The following is a 17,897-nucleotide window of genomic DNA, read 5'->3' as shown; positions in this document are numbered from 1 at the left end:
CCTTCGGCTCGCTCGGACAGCACCCATTCTTTTTCCGAAAACCGGTTGTGACCGCGGGGCTTTTCAACGGGTTTATAAATTCACAGGATTTAATGGTCTATATTCTATTTATAATCAATGTATTACAATACAATTCATCGTAGATTTCAGGGCGTCACCAGCATGTAAACATGTCCCCGAATCATTAATCGGGGATCAGCACTTTGTGCCGACCCTTGACAGCCAAAATTCAGACATGTAGAGTTTTTCACCACGCTTATAGTATGTGATCCTCCCTGCTTGCGGCATGAGCGGTGGTACACTTTCATCCCCCGTTCATTAATAAGTAGGACACGGCGAAGTCGAGGGAGATCAATCATGTCAGACGATTTAACCGGATAACCGGTAAAAAAGGATTTTCGAATTTATGATGTTTTTCCCCGTATCTCCGAGTCTCCGTGGTGAATCCGGATTATGATCAAGAGAAGAATAACACAGCTCCTTTCGCTGCTCATGCTGCACAGCTCATGGGGACCGGAGCTCAAATGGTTCTGCAATCCCGTGCTGAGCTGCCATTCATGCGTTCTTTCGTGGTTCGCCTGCCCGGTCGGGGTATTCGTCCACTACTCCGGTTACCACGTTTTCCCTTTTCTGGCGCTCGGAACGGTGCTCCTTATCGGGGTGCTCTTCGGACGGCTGCTGTGCGGATGGGTGTGCCCGTTCGGATTTCTCCAGGATATTCTGCACCGCATACCCACACGGAAATTCACCCTGCCGCGCTGGACAGGCTCGATAAAATACGCGGTGCTGATTTTCATGGTGCTCCTCATACCCTTTTTCCTCGGGTCGGAGACCATGTACTCGTTCTGCCGGATTTGTCCGGCATCGGCGCTCCAGGTCACCATACCCGGTCTTGTTTCCACAGGATTTAAGGATATTTCATTGTCAATGGCAGTGAAGCTGACCGTGCTGGCGGTTGTGCTCGTTCTGGTGATCTTTTCCAGCAGGGCATTCTGTAAAACGCTGTGCCCCATCGGTGCGCTGCTGGCGCCGCTCAATTTTATCAGTGTGTGGACAGTATCGGTTCCCACGGAAACCTGTCTATCCTGTAAACGGTGCGACAAAGCCTGCCCGACCGATGTTACGCCATCGGAGCGGATCGCCGAGGGGATCGCGCCGAACCGTTCCCCTGACTGCATAGTCTGCCACGAATGCCAATCGGCATGCACGATTACAGCCGATAAAAAATCGGGATAAAAATAAACCGAGAATTTTTTCTTGCTTTTTCAGGAGCACTATAATAGTTTTGTGATATGAGAAGGTTTGTATACATATTTTACGTCGGCGCTGCGGTGTTTTTATATGGTGCAACCGCCTGCTCCGCCGTGTCCGCTCTTTCCGACAGCACGCCGGAAAGCATCCATGTTTTTCAGCTTCCCTTCAAGGATGACGGTCTCTCCATCCTCTATTTCGACATTCTGCTTGAAAACACGGAAATCGAGTTCAAAAAAGAACCGGATTTCGGAAACCGCGAGATTATCCGCGGTGTGCTTCCGACCGGCCGTAACAAGAGCGAAAACATGTGTTTCGCGCTCGATCGCCCCGAGGGGATACTGTATCTCGATGAGAACCGTAACCTCGACATTACCGACGATATATCCGGAGTTTACAGGGGCAACGAGCTTAACCGTGTAATCAGCTTCAGGGACATCCAGTTTGAATTTACTCATGGAGCAACCGCGGTCCGGTATTCCGTCGACATAAGCTTTTTTTTATACGATAATAAAAGCTGCACCATGATCGTCCGGTCCGGCTGGCAGGGAACGGTCGTGCTCGACGGGAAACAGTGGACGTTAACCATCTCCGACAACCTTGACGGCGTTATCGGTCCGGACGACATGTATCTTCTGACGCCTTTCAGGGAACCTGAAAAACAACAGATCGATGTTTTTTTCTTCAAGCGGAATATAACCAAATCACAAAACAACACTCTTTACAAGATGCCGGTTCCGTACAGCCTGTTTCTGGACGGGCATCAGTACGATCTCGATTTCCGGTTCGAGTCATTCGAGAAAGGCGGGGGACTGACAGCGGTCTTTACCGAGACAACTCCTCCTGCGGGAACGCTCATTCTGGACGGGACAAACATCAGCCGTCTCGTTCTCGAAACTTCGGAACCGGAGAGTCTTGCGGCGGTTGTTCTCGATTCACCCGGTACGACTGTCACCATTCCCGCGCGGTCGTATGTGGTTAAAAACGTTTTTATCGATAGCGGCAACAATTCGCTCGGATTATTCTATTCGTCCCCGATGCTGCCGGTCAAAGTCACCGTGGACAATCCCGCGCACCTCCCGATCGGCTCCCCCCTGATACACACTGCGGAAGTGAAGCGTTTCGGCAGCACGCTGGCCATGACCTATTGTATCAAAGGGGCAGGCGGAGAACTGTACGATCAGACAAAGAGAGACAACCTCTCTGCTCCGAAATTCACCGTATATCATAACAACCGGAAGATAGCATCCGGCTCGTTCCGGTATGGGTGAAGCGGCCCCTGCGCGTACTCATGGCGAGTACCTCTCACAACATACGGCGATCTGAAAATCGTTGTCTCACGGAAAATTGGCGAACTGGGGCCGAAAGACGGCGCTCCGGTAATCGTCCACTGGAGCCTGACCGGGACACTGGCGCGGCTGTTTCTCTGGAAGCTGGTTATCCTCCTGCTGCCCCTGCTCGCGCTGAAAGCCAACAGGAAATGGCAGGCATGGATGGTGCTTGTACCGGTCCTTGGCATCCACGCTCTGGCGCTGTTCGCTGAACTGGCCATCCCTCATGAGGTTACGTTACTCATGTTTCAGACGATCAACAATGTTGTGACGGGTCTCGGCATAGTGTGGATTCTCTCGTGTTTACTCGAAAACCAACGCGGGATTGCCGCCTTTTTCCTGGCAGTTGTCATTCTGGCTGCAGGGGGTATCGTTACCATACTGACATCGACATCTATATCGGATCAGATCCAGACGGGACCATACATGATCATGTATGCTTTCTGCTCTTCGGTCATACTTGTCAGCTTGACCGCATCGCGAGCCATCACCCGAAAACAGTACAATCCTTCCCGTTTCAGGTTATGGCTTCTCATAGTACATGCTCTTATTTCCTCCGTGGGATTCACTCTCATCGTCTTTAGTGTTTCCATTATCGAGAGCCGTACATTACATATCAATGATCTTTTCCAGATATTTGCGGTCGGACTGGTCACCGGTCTGGTACTTTTCGTGATACTGATCCCGTTTATGATCCTGACATTCAACAACAAGGTATACCATGACCGTTTCGATTCGGTATTTCATCTGCAATCTGCTGAAAATTCAGAGGATAGCCATATTGTTTCCGAATGAAAGGAAGTGGTGATGTGAGAAAATATATATTCGCTGTCATGCTGTTCATCGCAGGATCGGGCATGATGACGATCTCTGCTTCCGGGCTCGAAATTCCCATAAAATACGAACGTTACCCGGAAAGAACAAACTTCCCCAATGGGTATCAGGACCTGAACGGTTCACTCCAGCCCCCGCCGGGCACATGGAAATTACCCGCGTTCAAGAGCAAAAAGCCCGTCTATGTGCTCATCAAACTGGGCGATCGTGAACGTCTTGCAGTCATCGATATGCAAAATGCGGACGATCTTTTTTATAACCGTTACTTTTTCGATGCGAACGGAAACGGCAACCTGACGGACGATCCTCCCATCGACGGCAAAATTGTACCCGACAGCAATAAGAGTTACTGTCAGGTGCAGTTTTCCCCCGTGGACATAACGGTCGAAGTCGACGGCAAATCGCTGCCATACAGCTTTCGGCCGGTAATCTCCGGAAACGGACTGAATGGATTTAAAAAGTTCGGGATCGAGGAAAATACACTCAACCAGTATCTGAACGCCTATTTAAGGCTCAATTGCTCATACCGCGGCGAATTTTCGGTCGGCGAAAAAAAGTACATTTTTATGCTCGGTGATTCCAATGTAAACGGGCGCTTCGACGACCGGCTCTTCATACCGGACAATATGAGAATGTACGGCAGGCGGATTATTGTTACCGCGGGCGATCATATATTTCTGTCCGACGGTGAATCCATGGAAAGTTCTGATGTCCAGACATGCGGGGATTACCTGCTTGTGAACGGCAAGCTGTTTGAAATGAATATCAGCACCGCGAAAGGCACGGTTACCCTGACGGAAATAACAAAAGGTCTGGCGCCGCTCAAACTGACAATGTCGACAAAACGGCTGTCGCTTTACACCGAGGATAAAAAGCACTGCCTCATAATGTATGAGCCGGGCAATACGATTATGATCCCGAAAGGAAAATACCGTCTGCTGACCTACGAGGTGTTCCGCAAGGATGAACAGGGGGATCTCTGGCGTATCTGCGCCGGCGCGACAGCGGAAAGCCCGTGGATCACCGTGGACGGTGCAAGCGAAGCGATTCTCACTCTGGGCGAGCCATACACGCCGACCGTCGCCATACCGAAGATGTCGATTCCGAATGCACAGATAAAAACCGGCAGGTCTTCACGGTTATCGCTGAGTTTCAATATCGAGGGTACCGGCGGAGAGTTCCTGTCCGAATTGAGCCGTATCTCGGGAAACAAGAGCGCAATCCCGGTGTCTTCCAGACTGAAAAACCGTCCCAAAGAGCCGACTTACAGAATCGTCAGAGCTGACGGCGAAGTAGTGGCTCAGGGCAATTTCGAGTATGGGTGAGGCTTCAGCTGCGGGGCCACATGGGTTGGCCCGGAGGCTGGCGCTGAATACATTATCCTCTGCAGATACCAGGTCGGACCGTACAAAACCGAGCTGAAAAAGCAGACGATAAAGTTATAGAATATGAGCATCCGCATGGATTATCAGAGTAACACTTATAAATGAGCATAGAGAAATAAAGATTCTGAAACAAGTTCAGGATGACGGTCATGCCGGACTCGTTTCGGTATCTATCCTAATAAATAAGATGCGCAACAAATACTGTCGTCATGTATATCAGAGTAAAAAACCCCGCAGTTCTGCTGCGGGGTTTTCATTGGTGAGAGTGCACCCTGGTTTTATGTGTCTTTTTTTTCGTTTACCCTAAAAACACATACTTGAGAACGAGCATACCCCCGAGCAGATACATGAGCCACGACGCCTCTCTCGTTCTGCCCGAAAGGAGCTTGAGCACAGGATAGAGGATAAATCCCGCCGCAAGGCCGTGCATGATGCTGAAGGTCAATGTCATCACCACGATGGTCATGAAGGCCGGAATAACCTCGGTCAGATCGTCGAAATCGAGACGGCGTATCGTTTTTGCCATGAACGAGCCGACGAGAATGAGAACTGGGGCTATCACCGGATACAGTTTATAGAGGAAATTGCCGCTGCTGTCGTACACATCGTATCCGCCGCCGATCATGGATACAAGGGGGCTGAAAAATATCGCACAAACCATGAGCACCGCCACAACGACCGCCGTGAGACCGGTGCGGCCGCCTTCCCTGACTCCTGTTGTGCTTTCGATGTACGATGTCACGGTGGAAGTACCCATGAGGGCGCCCGTCACCGTGCCGACAGCATCGGCGAAGAGGGCACGCTGCGCCCGGGGCAGTTTCCCGTCCCGCATGATACCGGTTGCCTGACCGACTCCGATAAGGGTTCCGATGGTGTCGAACATGTCCATGAGAAGGAATACGATCAGAACGCCGATAAAATTCAGCTCCAGGGCGCCCCGGATATCGAGTTTCATGAATGTGGGCGATATAGAGGGCGGTGCCGCCACAATCCCCGAGTACTTCACCACGCCCATGAATATGCCGATAACCGCGGTCACAATCATGCCGAGCAGCATGGCACCTTTGATATTCCATATCATGAATGCCACGACGACGATGAAACCGATCAGGGAAAGAATGACCGGCGGGGAACGCAGATCGCCGAGGGCGACGATACCGCCTCCGGGGTCTTTTATCACGATTCCGGCGTAGCTGAGACCGATGAAGGTTATGAAAATCCCTATGGCGGCCGGAATGGCGTTCTTGAGGCTTTCCGGAATCGCATCGATGATCATCTCCCTGACCCGCACAAAGGTAAGAATCAGGAACAATACCCCCGAAACAAAAACAGCGCCGAGGGCTTTTTCCCAAGCCACACTCATCCCGATCACCACGGTGAAAACGAAAAAGAAATTCTCACCCATACCCGGAGCGAGCGCTATCGGGTAATTTGCAAGCAGCGCCATGACAATACAGGCAACCGCCGATGACAGGCAGGTGGCCATCATCACCGATCCGAAATCCATCCCCGCATGAGAGAGCAGCGCGGGCTGGAAAAAAATAATATACGCCATGGAAAGAAATGTCGTGGCGCCCGCGATGATCTCTGTCTGCACTGTCGTGTTGTTTTCCCTGAGCCTGAAAATCTTTTCCAGCATTATATACCTCCATGATCCGCTGATGGTGTCAGCACGATTATATCGAACATGGTGAGTCTCCTCAATATACTCTTGTAATAATACGGGGTATCTGACAGCAGGTCAAGAAATTCTCAGATTATCTGTACATATGAATTAGCAAAAAACCATTATCGCCGCTGCCGTTCACGGTTCGCCCGATATCATTTTCATGAAACAGTAATGTGTCAATAAGCTGAATTTGAGACATTTTAAAGCGTCACGAGTTGTCGCTTTATACTTATAGAGTCCCGAAAACTCCAAACTGGTTGCGATGCATACATATAAGTTTTCCACACAGGGGTAAACGACCGAACGGTAACGACAGAAACACGAAAATCGGGGTCAGTCCTGTTTGTATGCCATGAAAAGTAAAATCACCTGTCCGAATCAAGCATGTATTATATAAACTATTTATTTACAGATTGTTCTGAGCATAAAATCCTGATGCAATCGTATTTTTCTTTCTATTATGTTCCCGTTCAGCAAGTTACCGGAATATGTACCGGAATTATCAGAAATAGATATAAAAATCATTATACTGAAAAATTGTCAACAGTCTTTCAACCGTTCGATGCAGGGGCATTCCGGTATGCGGATCTGTAAAACGATACGGATTTATGGCGACACAACATTATCCCATCGCATTAAAAGCAATACGGTCTTTGTAAGAGACAGCGTCCGCTATCAATCTCAACGCGCCGTCAAACATCTGTACAGGCTGTTCTGCCGCATGAAAATACCCTGTCGCGGTGTCGACCATATTCACGACAACCGAGGCTGCAAAAACAGGGTCGAGCGGTTTCAGAAGACCGCGCTTGATGCCATCCTCGTAGAGCGTCGCGATTACACGGCTGAGTGCGCCGGTAAAGGCTTTTCTAATTTCGAGGTCTTCACTGTATATTCCCCGGAACAGCCCTGTTTTCCCGTTTTTAATCCTGTCGAGAAAGATGAATCTGCACAGAGCGATGAGGAGTGAATCGGACTTCATGTCAGTCGGGACCGTATAGTTGAATTTTCTTATTATCTCCACTGTTTCGCGCCATGCCACCTCGCGAACGATTTCTTCTTTTGACGGGAATATTGCATAAAGGGTTTTTTTACTGATGTGAAGATCGGCGGCAATCTCATTGACTGTCGTTTTCCCGTACCCGTATTTTTTGAAGCGTTCCGCGGCGCTCCGAATAATGTTTTCGACAAGATTTGTCGTTGTCTGGTATGTTTTAGCGGTCATGAAAAGCCCCATATAAACCGGAAACTATAATCGTTTTAAGTTTACAGCATTATAAACGCTGAATATAGAGATGTCAAGTACAATTATTCAAACCGACTGGATAGTAACACAGTGACACACCATTTCGCGATTACAGGCAGCGCATATCATATATCGGAATTCATTCGTTTCCGCCGGAATATTCACTTCGATGTCGCCATGATACGTACCCGGTATTCGCCTGCTCTCCGAACGATGCCGCCTTTTTTATTTTTTTTTATTCCGGCATTTCGTATATTGGGATTTAAATAGATATTTACATGGAATTTATTTACTCAAAGGAGGTTAATCGTGTCAAAACCTTATGATAAAGAGTATCTCAGGGAACTGGCACGTCAATCGCGCATTGATGTCATCAAAATGCTCACAGCCGCGGAGAGCGGCCATTCGGGCGGGTCTCTTTCCGAGATCGAGATCATTGTCTCGCTTTATGGTCATGTCATGAACCACGACAGCAAAAACCCGTCGATGAAAAACCGCGACCGTTTCGTTCTCTCGAAGGGTCATGGCATCCCCGGACAGTACGCGGTCATGGCAAACCTCGGATATTGGCCCCGCGAGAGCCTGCTTTCCCTGCGCAAGGTCGATTCCCCGTTTCAGGGACATCCCGACAGGTGCAGGCTTTCAGCCCTCGAAGCATCCACCGGCTCGCTCGGCCAGGGATTGAGTATCGCCCTCGGATATGCGCTCGCTTCAAAGCTCGAAAACAACGCGTTCCGCGTTTACTGCCTCATCGGGGATGGCGAGAGCCAGGAGGGCCAGATATGGGAAGCGGCCCTCGCGGCTCCCAAATTCAAGGTCGACAACCTCGTGTGCATACTCGATTACAACAAGGCTCAGATCGACGGGTATGTGAAGGATGTCATGCCTATCGAACCGATTGCCGACAAATGGAAAGCATTCGGCTGGCACGTGATTTCAGTGGATGGGCACGATTTTGACGACATCATTGACGCTTTCAATGAGGCTGCATCGACAAAGGGTAAACCGACGTTTATCATTGCAGATACGGTCAAAGGGAAAGGCGTATCCTTCATGGAAGGTCTCGTCGACTGGCATGGCGTCGCCCCGAACAAAGAACAGGAAGCGAAAGCCCTTGAAGAGCTGAGCGCTTAAGAGCGGAGGAGAGAAAATCATGGCAAAAATGGCTACACGAAAATCGTTCGGCCAGGCTCTCCTCGAGCTTGGCGGTATTCACAGGGACATTGTGGTGCTCGATGCGGACCTGTCCAAATCCACCATGTCAAAGATGTTTGCGGACAAATACCCCGACCGTTTCTTTGAAATGGGCATTTCGGAGGCGAACATGATCGGCGCCGGCGCAGGACTCGCGCTCGCCGGGAAAAAACCGTTCATCTGCTCGTTCGCGTGTTTCGTCACCGGCCGCTACGACACCATCCGTATCTCCGTGGCCTACTCGGAAGCCCCGGTCCGTATCGTGGGAACCCATGCAGGCATCGGCATCGGCGAAGATGGCAATTCGCAGATGGGGCTCGAGGATATCGGTCTCATGCGCGGCCTGCCACATATGACCGTCATCCAGCCGGCGGACGACATCGAGACACGGCTTGCGGTCAGGTGGATGGTGGAAAACGATGTCCCGAGCTATCTGCGGCTCACCCGTCAGAATGTCACCGATGTCAATGGCCCCGGGTATAAGTTCACTATCGGCAAGGCTGTGGAGCTTGTCCCGGGGAAAGACATAACCATCATGGCCTCGGGCGGGCCGGTTCATCATGCCGTCGCGGCAGCGGAGCTGCTCAAAAAGGACGGCATCTCGGCCGGCGTGGTCAATATCCATACGATTAAACCGATCGATGCCGAAGCGATACGGCGCTGCGCCCGTGAAACCGGACACATCGTCACCGTCGAGGATCACAACATCATCGGCGGTCTGGGAACGGCCGTTGCCGAGGTTCTGGCCGAATCGGGCGCGGGGAAGCTCACCCGTCACGGCCTCAGGGATGCGTTCGGCGAATCGGGAACCTGTGAGGATCTCTATAAAAAATACCGTTTCGATCCGGAAGGCATCGCGGAAGTTGTAAAAGAAGCTCTCGGCAGGTAAAGCGCGAGGTTAAATAACGCCCGTACCCGTGGAAAAAACTTTTAATGAAGCAAGGTTCGAGCGGCCTTTCCGGCGCTTTTATGGGATTTACGGGAGTAACAACCGCTGAAAAATGTAATAAAGATGTCGTTAAGTAAATATTATCTGTTGTTTTATATTGAGTTACAGAAAATACACAGACTCCGGTAAAAGTACTTGCGGCTTCGCACTGTTTTACTGTTTATTATTCCTGAAAGACAGGAATTTTTTACAAGGAGCGTGCCATGAAAGCATTTGTTGATCCCACACTCTGCACAGCCTGCGGTCTCTGTGTTGACACATGCCCCGATGTATTCGAAATGGAAGATGTTGCGGTTGTAATTGTCGATACCGTCCCTGCCGATCTCGAACAGTGCGTTATCGAAGCGACGGAGAGCTGCCCGGTTGAGGCGATATCGTTCGAATAATCTACCGTATTATGTGCATACAAAAGGCGGGTTTTTGAGGCTCGCCTTTTTTATTGCCTGATGATATTAATATGGTATAAAATAAAATCGGTTATCCAGTTTGATAAGCATAGAAAACCCTTTTTAAGAGGGCTGTGAAAAAGTATATTTTTCACGAGCCCGATAATGAAATGTATTGTTTCGGTGCTGTCAAGGGCATGTAAATCGGCACTTCGTGCCGACCCTTGACAGCTTATATCCACACTAACAGACTATATCACAAGACTTTTAAAAAGAATTATTTCTTCCGATAGTATGTGATCCCCCCTGCCTGCGGCATCCCCCCTTTTAAGGGGGGAGCGGCTTTTGGGGCACTTTCATCCCCCTTTCCTTTATAAGGGGGAAACGGCGAAGCCGAGGGGGATAAATCATGTTGGCTGATTTAACTGGATAACCGGTATAAATAAAACCGGTGCTTTTAAACATGACAATCCCCGGTTTACCCTGATCTGTCGGCTCGAATTGAAAATTTCCACGAACCTGCACGAAATACTTGACATCCCGGTCCGTATATTTGACATTTATTTCCGTAAGGCGCGTAAAAAATCCCCCGGTGGATGAAATTCATACACACGGGAATATATCATCGTTTTGCTTAAGGGTCTGATAATATGAGAGTTGGTTATATTCAGTTCAAGCCGGAATTCGGCGCGGTCGAGGCCAATGTGGAAACAATGAAACGTCTTATCTCCTCGGCCGAGGCCGATCTCCTTGTCCTTCCGGAACTCGCGACGACGGGGTATACGTTTTTGAAAAAGGCCGATCTGGCGGGCATATCCGAACGGTTCGAGACATCGCCGAGTCTCGATGCGCTCATGAAGGTCGCCGCCAAGCGGTCGTGCGGAATCGTGGTGGGATTCGCCGAGAATGACGGCGGCAGGCTGTACAATTCCGCTGCCCTCCTCCGTCCCGACGGGAGCCGTGAACTCTACCGCAAGATTCACCTCTTCGGAACGGAAACCATCATTTTCGAGCCGGGGAATATCCCGTTCGCCGTGCACGATTTCAACGGATTCAGGCTCGGCATGATCATCTGCTTCGACTGGTTTTTCCCGGAATCCGTACGGGTTCTTGCCCTCAAAGGCGCACAGATAATCTGTCACCCCGTCAACTTCGTGCTTCCCTGGGGACAGCGCGCCATGGTAATCAGGAGCATTGAAAACCGCGTATTCTCCGTCACGGCCAACCGTTACGGCAGTGAAACTGTTGGCGACAAAACCTTCAGTTTCACCGGCGCAAGCCAGATAACGACTCCGGGTGGCGAGGTGCTCGCAAGCGCGCCGCCTGAAGGCGACCATGTCGCTGTCGTCGACATCAACCCCGTCGATGCGGACAATAAAAGTATCAATAAATACAGTGACTTGTTCAAAACCAGGCAACCCGGATTCTACAAAGAAATCACCGAATCATAGAAAACGAGGAGCGGGCGGTCATGTTTCCCCTGTACAGCGACAGACCATTGTCACGATTTCCGTTCATGACACTGCTGCTCATCGCGGTTAACGCTGCTGTTTTCTGGATACAGCTGACAGGTCCGGGATCGGTTGCGCAATCGGTGCGGCTCTATGGCATGATACCGGTCGATTTCTTTCATCCGGGAACGGTCAGTATTCCCGGCCGTATGACTCCGTATTTTTCGATTATGACGAGTATGTTTTCCCACGGCGGATTTTTGCATCTCGGCGCAAATATGCTCTATCTCTGGGCTTTCGGCCGTAATGTCGAGGACGATTTCGGCCATTTCAGGTTTCTCGTTTTTTACCTTGCCTCCGGGATTTGTGCCGTTCTGGCGTTTGCGTTCGCTTTTCCCGCCGGAACCGTGCCGCTCGTGGGTGCGTCCGGCGCGATAGCGGGCATTTTAGGAGCGTATTTTTTACGGTTTCCGGGTTCACGGATATACTGTCTGGTGATACTGATCATTTTTGTGCGGATTATCCCCATTCCGGCATTCATCATGCTCGGGCTCTGGTTTGTAATACAGCTCAGCCAGAGCATGACGAGCATCGTTGCCGCGGAAGGCGCCGCCGGACAGGGTGGTGTGGCATTCATTTCACATGTGGCCGGTTTTGTCGTAGGGATTGTGTGGACGCTGTGGGAACTGCGGCGCCGGTATCACCATGGCCGCTGAAGCTGATTAAAAAAACGCCGCCGCTCGCATATACGCGCGTATAACGGATATATGTATAACACATCGACAACTGGACGTTAAAATATGGAACCGGTTATTCCGGGGGCAAAAACCGGGCCTCCCCATAAAGTGATGAAATCGACTTTCGTGGGAACGGTAATACCGGTAACCGATGAAAACGCTGCCCGCGCCATCGTGAAAGAGATAAAAGCGGCCGACCGCAAGGCGCGTCATGTTGCCTTTGCATTCCGTATTGCCGGAAACCCGGTAAGGGAGGGAATGTCGGATGACGGCGAGCCGCACGGCACCGGAGGCATGCCAATTCTCCTTCTCCTGAGAAACGGCGATATCACCAATATCCTCGTAACCGTGACACGCTATTGGGGTGGTATAAAGCTCGGTCCGGGGAACCTGAAACGCGCGTATCGTGATGCGGCAAAAAGCGCGCTGGGTTTCTGAACAATTTTTTTAAATATTTTTCATTTTCCTGTTGAATTATGCTATACTTTTTTTTTAGACACCCTTATATTTACGTCAGAGATTGCGCAGGTTAATATCATTGTGTATTATGTTGTTATTATTGATAATATGTGCAAATAACATAACCATGGTTTTTACCGATAAGACAGTAATTACCGGACAAACAGTTGAAACCGTTCAACAGGTATTGTAAGGACGAGGTTTATATGAAAAAGACACCCTCAAAAACAACCGGCAAAAAGACATCAGAGAAACTGTATACCCTTAAAGTTACCCTGATGAGCGGCCCCGTAAACGACGAGTTCTTTGATGAAAATCCCGAAGTATCCCGGACAATCCAGATTCTTGGAAGCCAGACCCTTGAAAACCTCCATGATTCGATTTTTACCGCATTCGACCGTTTTGACGAACATCTCTACGAGTTTCAGTTCGGATCGAAGATGCACGCCCGTGATGCAGTCCGGTACATTATGCCCTATGATCCATCGGATCTGACATCATCCGATAACATCGCCGGAAGTGTATGTAAAACCAGCATCGATTCGCTCAACCTGAAAGACGGCCAGACATTTTTCTACTGGTTTGACTTCGGTGATGACTGGATGCATGAGGTATTCGTTCTCTCGGTCGATACCGATTCATCGGGCGGCAAATACCCTAAAATTACCGAACGCATCGGAGACAGCCCGCCCCAGTACAGCGAAATGGAGGATGATGACGACCCTGTCCATGAACTGGATGATGAGGACGATCTTGAAGACAAGTATTACAGGGGTTACTCTTCCGGAAACAAGTACGGCGATTATGGCGGCCTGATGGCAGGGTATCACGATGACGAATCCTATGACTGATTTTCAGGCATATGGTATTATATTGTATCATCGGGCGCGTTAAGCCGGATAATTCATAAACTTGTATTTTTTCTCAAAAAAGATCCCCCCTGCCTTTCGGCATCCCCCCTTTTTAAGGGGGGAGATGGTGCGATTCCCCCTTTCTGTAATAAGGGGGATACGGTTCGCTGTGCTGCTCGGCGTCGCGGCGGGAGCCGAGGGGGATCATGTGAAAGCCGGAATAACGTTATAACATTGTTATTGATGAGTATACGCCATAATTACCTGTGCTTTTTCCGGTGTTTGTGAATAATCAGCGTGAAATAGATAGTATTCACCGCCCCCAAAAAACACGGCGTTAATGACATGAAAAAAAAGCACTAATGGAAGTTACTGTATATACTTCATTTACAAGGAGCATCGATCATGAAGACTGGCGGTATGACACCGGATTTTAACGCTCTCGCGGCTTCCGCACGCCGCTTTACCGAAACGCCGCGCCGGCTTGCCGGGCATGTGCCGACCATCGCGATCACTCCTGTTGCGGACGGCAGGACGGGAGCATACGAGGGAAACTGTGAAAAAACATGGCGGATGGTCGAACGTGTCCATAAGCTGATCACCGGCGCAGTAAAACTCCCGGACGGCACACCCGTAAGGGTCGTCGTTGCGCCGGAAATCGTCTACGGCGCCCGTACAGGAGCTCTTGCCCAGGAATACTATGCGAAAGAGGGGGTGAGCGCCAATATCTGGGTAAGCCGTTCATGGTCGTACAGCGACGAGCTCATGTCCGCCGCGCAGGGTCTCGGCAGCAGCGAATGGCAGCAGGCAGCGTACGGTCTCAACCAGACCGACCGTCCCGGAGCGGTCTGGCTCAAGGCATTCTGCGCCGCCATGGATGAGAAGGGACGGCCGATTTTCTCGATCTACAATCCCGATCTGGAGTCCGAGGAAGGGGACATTGCCCCGTACGCCGCCGAACGGCTCGTCCGGTTTGCCCGCGCCGCCGCGGCTGTCGCGGAGATGCGCGGCAAGAACTACCTCTCGGTCGGAAGCGTGTCGATGGGAATAATCGGCTCCGATGTCCGCCGCAACATCATGCTCAGGTACCTGGGAATGGGCTCAGTTTCGGTCGACATGGTTGCGGTCAAAGGCCGTATGGAGCGGGGATTTTATGACCATAACGAGCTCGAACGGGCGTTCGCGTTCATGAAGGAGCGGTTCTCGTTCGATTTCGGTAAAGGCAAACGTCCCTGTTCGCCCGACGATCTTCTCCGCGAGTGTATCAAAATGACTCTCATCGTCCGCGACATGATGATCGGCAACCCGAAGCTCGCCGATCCCGCAGTCGGGAAGAAGCAGGGATTCAAGGCCGATGTCGAGCACGCGCAGGGCCATAACGCCGTAGCAGCCGGAACACAGGGGCAGCGCGCATGGACCGATCTCTATCCGAACTACGACCTGACCGAATCAATCCTCAACAGCTCCTTCGACTGGAACGGGTTCAGAACGCCGTTCATCGTGGCGACCGAAAACGACAGCAAGAACGCCATCGGCATGCTTGCCGCACACCTCCTTACCGGCATGGCGCAGCTTTTCGCCGACATCCGTACGAACTGGACGGTCGAGAGCATCAGGAAGGCAACCGGAGCCGATATCAGCCGCATCGCTCCGGGAGGATTTATCGACAAGCGGAACTCGGGCGCCGGCGCGCTCGATTATGCCCTCGATGTCATCGGCCTCGTCTCGAAAAAACATACCATGGAAATCAGCGCGGTTACCGATGCCATCCGTAACGATGCCAAACTCCGCAAGAAACTGATCGACTCCGCCATCAAAGGAACGGGATACAAGTGCGCGTCACTCGAATATTTCCCCGGCGACGGGCTTTCGAGCCACTATCGTACACCCGGCGGCATTCCCATGACCGCCTACCGTTACAATGTCATCGGCGATGAGCTGACCTGCTCGGTTATCGAGGGCGAGACCATCGATCTCCCGGATGCTGTGGCGGACCATGTGAGCAAACGCACCGACCCGACATGGCCCGAAACCTTCTGGGCGCCGCGAGGCATGACATCCTTCGAGTACATGTCGAAAATCGGGCCGAACCACGACGGTAACTCGTTCGGGCTCATCGGGGCAGACATGATCACCCTCAACGCCATGCTCCGCATCCCGGTCGATTTCCACAATATCCCTCAAAAGGATATCTTCAGACCGACCATGTGGGACCGTTACGGCGGCGATGACTTCAGGGCATGCGAAAAACTCGGGCCGGTATACAGGTAATGACAGGATTGACAAGATAAAGACATTTTTTTGACAGGATTTACAAGATTAACAAGATGAAATTGTATCCCTTTACTCTGGCCATATAGGTATAACAACAGAAATAAAATTGACAGGATTGACAAGATAAAGACATTTTTTTGACAGGATTTACAAGATTAACAAGATTAAAAAGATGAGATTGTATTTAAAAGATAATGAAGAATAAGTGCAATATTCATCAAAAGTATATAATTGTTTATATAATTTATATAATCACTATAACTTAGCTTAAACGCTGTGTATATAAAAGATTAAAATGCAATTAATCTTGTTAATCTTGTCAATCCTGTCTAAAATGTTTTTGTTTTTTATCCCGTCTCTTCATATAACTATTTCATTCAATCCTGTTTATCCTGTCTGAAAAGTTTTTTTATTATTAAACGGAACTCCGTGTCCCATTACTTTCCTGTCCCTTTTCCCACCATCACATCCACATGTCCTACAGCCTTGAAGCCGTTTTCGCCCGCCCGCTCGACCCGGACGAGATACAGTCCGGCTTTTTTGAACCGGTGTACGATCACGGCATATCCCTGCGGATCATGCTGGTCGCCGGGAGGATTCGATGCGGTCGTGTCGCCCGGACTGCCATCGCCGAAATCCCATGTTTCCCTGCCGGGACCGGTGCGGAACGAACGAACCTTGAAGGTGACTGGATCGCCGGGCTGTATATCGAATGACGGCGAATACGTGACATGAATCGTCGGAGGCAGGCTGTCGGGACGGTTTTTGTCGATTACATTGACCACGGTGAAATCATAGTCGACGTTCCCCCTGCTGTCGGTGACTTTGAGTACCTCGCTGTAGATTCCGGGCTGCCTGTAAACATGCTCAATGACCGGGCCTGTCGCTTTTGTGCCATCGCTCAGGAGCCATTCATACGATACAATGGAGCCGTCAAAGCATCGCGACTTGTCGCCTTTGAGCAGGACTTTCCGCCCGGTTGCGACGAGCTGATGAGGCCGCGCCACCGCAATAAGAGACGGCTTATACTGGGCGGCATACGCTTCCCAGAGGTAGACATATCCTTCCTCGGTGCCCCATTTTCCCGAGGGCTGCCTGCATATTATCTCGAAGTGGAGATGCGACCATCCGCCGCTGCCGCCCTCTTTGCCGAGCTCGCCGATTTTCTGACCCATTTTGACCCGCTCGCCGGGGATGACATTGGTCTCGAAGCTCTTGAGATGGGAATAGCGGTAGTACCATCCCCTGTCATCGAGTATGTAGATAACATCGTACCGCGGAGCGACCGGCGTATCCTTCTCCTGTCCCTCAAGCGCCTGCACGCCCTTGGACACAACAAGGCCGTCGGTGGCCGAAAAGACATCCACCATTCCCTCCGGCCCACCGATATCGAGGCCGTTGTGGTAATATATCTTCTTGCTTGACGGTTCCTCACCGGCATCGACGAACACCGGCTCGTTGCTCATCTGAGTGTCGCTCGCAAACCAGCGCTGTCCGGCGGGATAGACAAAGGTGCCGGGATTGATGAACGGTGAGCCCGCCGGCCACAGACGGAGCCTCACATCACTCTCGAGACCCCACGAATCGGATTGCGAGTTCGTATAGTACGCTTTCGTTATCGGGCAGTCGATCATCACACTCCCCGCGCTGACCGGCAGGTTGTAATTACCCGAATCGAGTGTTACTTCCTTGCCGTTTACCGACACTCTTATACGCGACGAGCGGACCGCATCCCGGAATTCATCGCGGGTTTCCTCCGCAGAAAGGACCGACAGGGTGACCGAAGTCCCGTCGGTGAGTTTGACTGTCTGCGTCTGCCCGATGTTGACATCCGTCACCGTACGGAGCGGCGAAATCGTCTGCCCAATCACATCCGCAGAGGA

16 protein-coding genes are annotated in these 17,897 nt (G+C 50.9%); 12 read left to right on the top strand and 4 right to left on the bottom strand.

Annotation, left to right across the window (positions count from 1 at the left end; genetic code table 11):
- Positions 1-453 precede the first annotated feature (453 nt).
- Both LLG96_00080 and LLG96_00075 read left to right on the top strand, forming a co-directional pair.
- Complete coding sequence (locus LLG96_00080) at positions 454-1,236, top strand: 4Fe-4S binding protein (protein MCE5248592.1); 783 nt, start codon at positions 454-456, stop codon at positions 1,234-1,236.
- A 95-nt stretch (positions 1,237-1,331) separates the two neighbouring features.
- Entirely contained in the window at positions 1,332-2,522 is a 1,191-nt protein-coding gene (locus tag LLG96_00075) for a hypothetical protein (protein MCE5248591.1), read from the top strand.
- On the opposite strand, the gene LLG96_00070 is transcribed toward LLG96_00075, so the two are convergent.
- Entirely contained in the window at positions 2,477-2,770 is a 294-nt protein-coding gene (locus LLG96_00070) for a hypothetical protein (GenBank protein MCE5248590.1), read from the bottom strand. The two genes, LLG96_00075 and LLG96_00070, sit on opposite strands and share 46 nt — an antisense overlap.
- Here LLG96_00070 and LLG96_00065 point away from each other — a divergent pair.
- Both LLG96_00065 and LLG96_00060 read left to right on the top strand, forming a co-directional pair.
- Positions 2,745-3,377 carry a hypothetical protein gene (locus LLG96_00065; GenBank protein MCE5248589.1) on the top strand — a complete coding sequence of 211 codons (633 nt, stop codon included), beginning with the start codon at positions 2,745-2,747 and terminating at the stop codon, positions 3,375-3,377. The genes LLG96_00070 and LLG96_00065 overlap by 26 nt on opposite strands.
- Before the next feature lie 14 nt (positions 3,378-3,391).
- Positions 3,392-4,741: a hypothetical protein gene (locus LLG96_00060; protein ID MCE5248588.1), complete on the top strand. Its 1,350-nt coding sequence runs from the start codon at positions 3,392-3,394 to the stop codon at positions 4,739-4,741.
- Positions 4,742-5,099: 358 nt separating this feature from the next.
- On the opposite strand, the gene LLG96_00055 is transcribed toward LLG96_00060, so the two are convergent.
- On the bottom strand, positions 5,100-6,440 hold the full coding sequence (locus LLG96_00055) for an NCS2 family permease (protein MCE5248587.1): 1,341 nt from the start codon (positions 6,438-6,440) through the stop codon (positions 5,100-5,102).
- A 652-nt stretch (positions 6,441-7,092) separates the two neighbouring features.
- Positions 7,093-7,692, bottom strand: coding sequence for a TetR/AcrR family transcriptional regulator (locus tag LLG96_00050; protein MCE5248586.1), 600 nt, complete (start codon positions 7,690-7,692; stop codon positions 7,093-7,095).
- A gap of 330 nt (positions 7,693-8,022) precedes the next feature.
- On the opposite strand from LLG96_00050, the gene LLG96_00045 reads away from it, so the two are divergent.
- From LLG96_00045 to fucI, 8 genes are all read left to right on the top strand, one after another.
- The gene (locus LLG96_00045; protein MCE5248585.1) at positions 8,023-8,847 is read left to right on the top strand and encodes a transketolase; all 825 of its coding nucleotides are present in this window, start codon (positions 8,023-8,025) and stop codon (positions 8,845-8,847) included.
- Positions 8,848-8,866: 19 nt separating this feature from the next.
- Positions 8,867-9,796: a transketolase family protein gene (locus LLG96_00040; GenBank protein ID MCE5248584.1), complete on the top strand. Its 930-nt coding sequence runs from the start codon at positions 8,867-8,869 to the stop codon at positions 9,794-9,796.
- Between the two features lie 263 nt (positions 9,797-10,059).
- Positions 10,060-10,242, top strand: a complete 183-nt coding sequence (locus LLG96_00035; GenBank protein ID MCE5248583.1) for a ferredoxin — start codon at positions 10,060-10,062, stop codon at positions 10,240-10,242.
- Between the two features lie 650 nt (positions 10,243-10,892).
- Positions 10,893-11,693 carry a nitrilase gene (locus LLG96_00030; protein ID MCE5248582.1) on the top strand — a complete coding sequence of 267 codons (801 nt, stop codon included), beginning with the start codon at positions 10,893-10,895 and terminating at the stop codon, positions 11,691-11,693.
- 20 nt (positions 11,694-11,713) lie between these two features.
- Entirely contained in the window at positions 11,714-12,409 is a 696-nt protein-coding gene (locus tag LLG96_00025) for a rhomboid family intramembrane serine protease (GenBank protein MCE5248581.1), read from the top strand.
- Between the two features lie 84 nt (positions 12,410-12,493).
- Positions 12,494-12,868: a YigZ family protein gene (locus LLG96_00020; protein MCE5248580.1), complete on the top strand. Its 375-nt coding sequence runs from the start codon at positions 12,494-12,496 to the stop codon at positions 12,866-12,868.
- A 227-nt stretch (positions 12,869-13,095) separates the two neighbouring features.
- Entirely contained in the window at positions 13,096-13,740 is a 645-nt protein-coding gene (locus tag LLG96_00015; protein ID MCE5248579.1) for a plasmid pRiA4b ORF-3 family protein, read from the top strand.
- Positions 13,741-14,145: 405 nt separating this feature from the next.
- Entirely contained in the window at positions 14,146-16,011 is a 1,866-nt protein-coding gene (fucI, locus tag LLG96_00010) for an L-fucose isomerase (GenBank protein ID MCE5248578.1), read from the top strand.
- Positions 16,012-16,451: 440 nt separating this feature from the next.
- Here fucI and LLG96_00005 read toward each other — a convergent pair.
- Positions 16,452-17,897 (bottom strand): peptidoglycan DD-metalloendopeptidase family protein (locus tag LLG96_00005; protein MCE5248577.1); only part of this gene is annotated, 1,446 nt, incomplete at its 5' end.

The organism is bacterium (assembly GCA_021372535.1).
In the GTDB taxonomy this organism is placed as follows: Bacteria; Latescibacterota; Latescibacteria; order Latescibacterales; family Latescibacteraceae; genus JAFGMP01.
The sequence above is the reverse complement of the archived record's forward strand: the minus strand, read 5'-3'. Positions and strand labels throughout refer to the sequence as shown.

Coding starts and splice junctions, on each gene's coding strand:
- LLG96_00070 (MCE5248590.1), bottom strand. CDS start 2,770: ATGCCAAGGACCGGTACAAGCACCATCCATGCCTGCCATTTCCTGTTG.
- LLG96_00040 (MCE5248584.1), top strand. CDS start 8,867: ATGGCAAAAATGGCTACACGAAAATCGTTCGGCCAGGCTCTCCTCGAG.
- LLG96_00030 (MCE5248582.1), top strand. CDS start 10,893: ATGAGAGTTGGTTATATTCAGTTCAAGCCGGAATTCGGCGCGGTCGAG.
- LLG96_00025 (MCE5248581.1), top strand. CDS start 11,714: ATGTTTCCCCTGTACAGCGACAGACCATTGTCACGATTTCCGTTCATG.
- LLG96_00065 (MCE5248589.1), top strand. CDS start 2,745: ATGGTGCTTGTACCGGTCCTTGGCATCCACGCTCTGGCGCTGTTCGCT.
- LLG96_00050 (MCE5248586.1), bottom strand. CDS start 7,692: ATGACCGCTAAAACATACCAGACAACGACAAATCTTGTCGAAAACATT.
- LLG96_00015 (MCE5248579.1), top strand. CDS start 13,096: ATGAAAAAGACACCCTCAAAAACAACCGGCAAAAAGACATCAGAGAAA.
- LLG96_00055 (MCE5248587.1), bottom strand. CDS start 6,440: ATGCTGGAAAAGATTTTCAGGCTCAGGGAAAACAACACGACAGTGCAG.
- LLG96_00020 (MCE5248580.1), top strand. CDS start 12,494: ATGGAACCGGTTATTCCGGGGGCAAAAACCGGGCCTCCCCATAAAGTG.
- LLG96_00035 (MCE5248583.1), top strand. CDS start 10,060: ATGAAAGCATTTGTTGATCCCACACTCTGCACAGCCTGCGGTCTCTGT.
- fucI (MCE5248578.1), top strand. CDS start 14,146: ATGAAGACTGGCGGTATGACACCGGATTTTAACGCTCTCGCGGCTTCC.
- LLG96_00080 (MCE5248592.1), top strand. CDS start 454: ATGATCAAGAGAAGAATAACACAGCTCCTTTCGCTGCTCATGCTGCAC.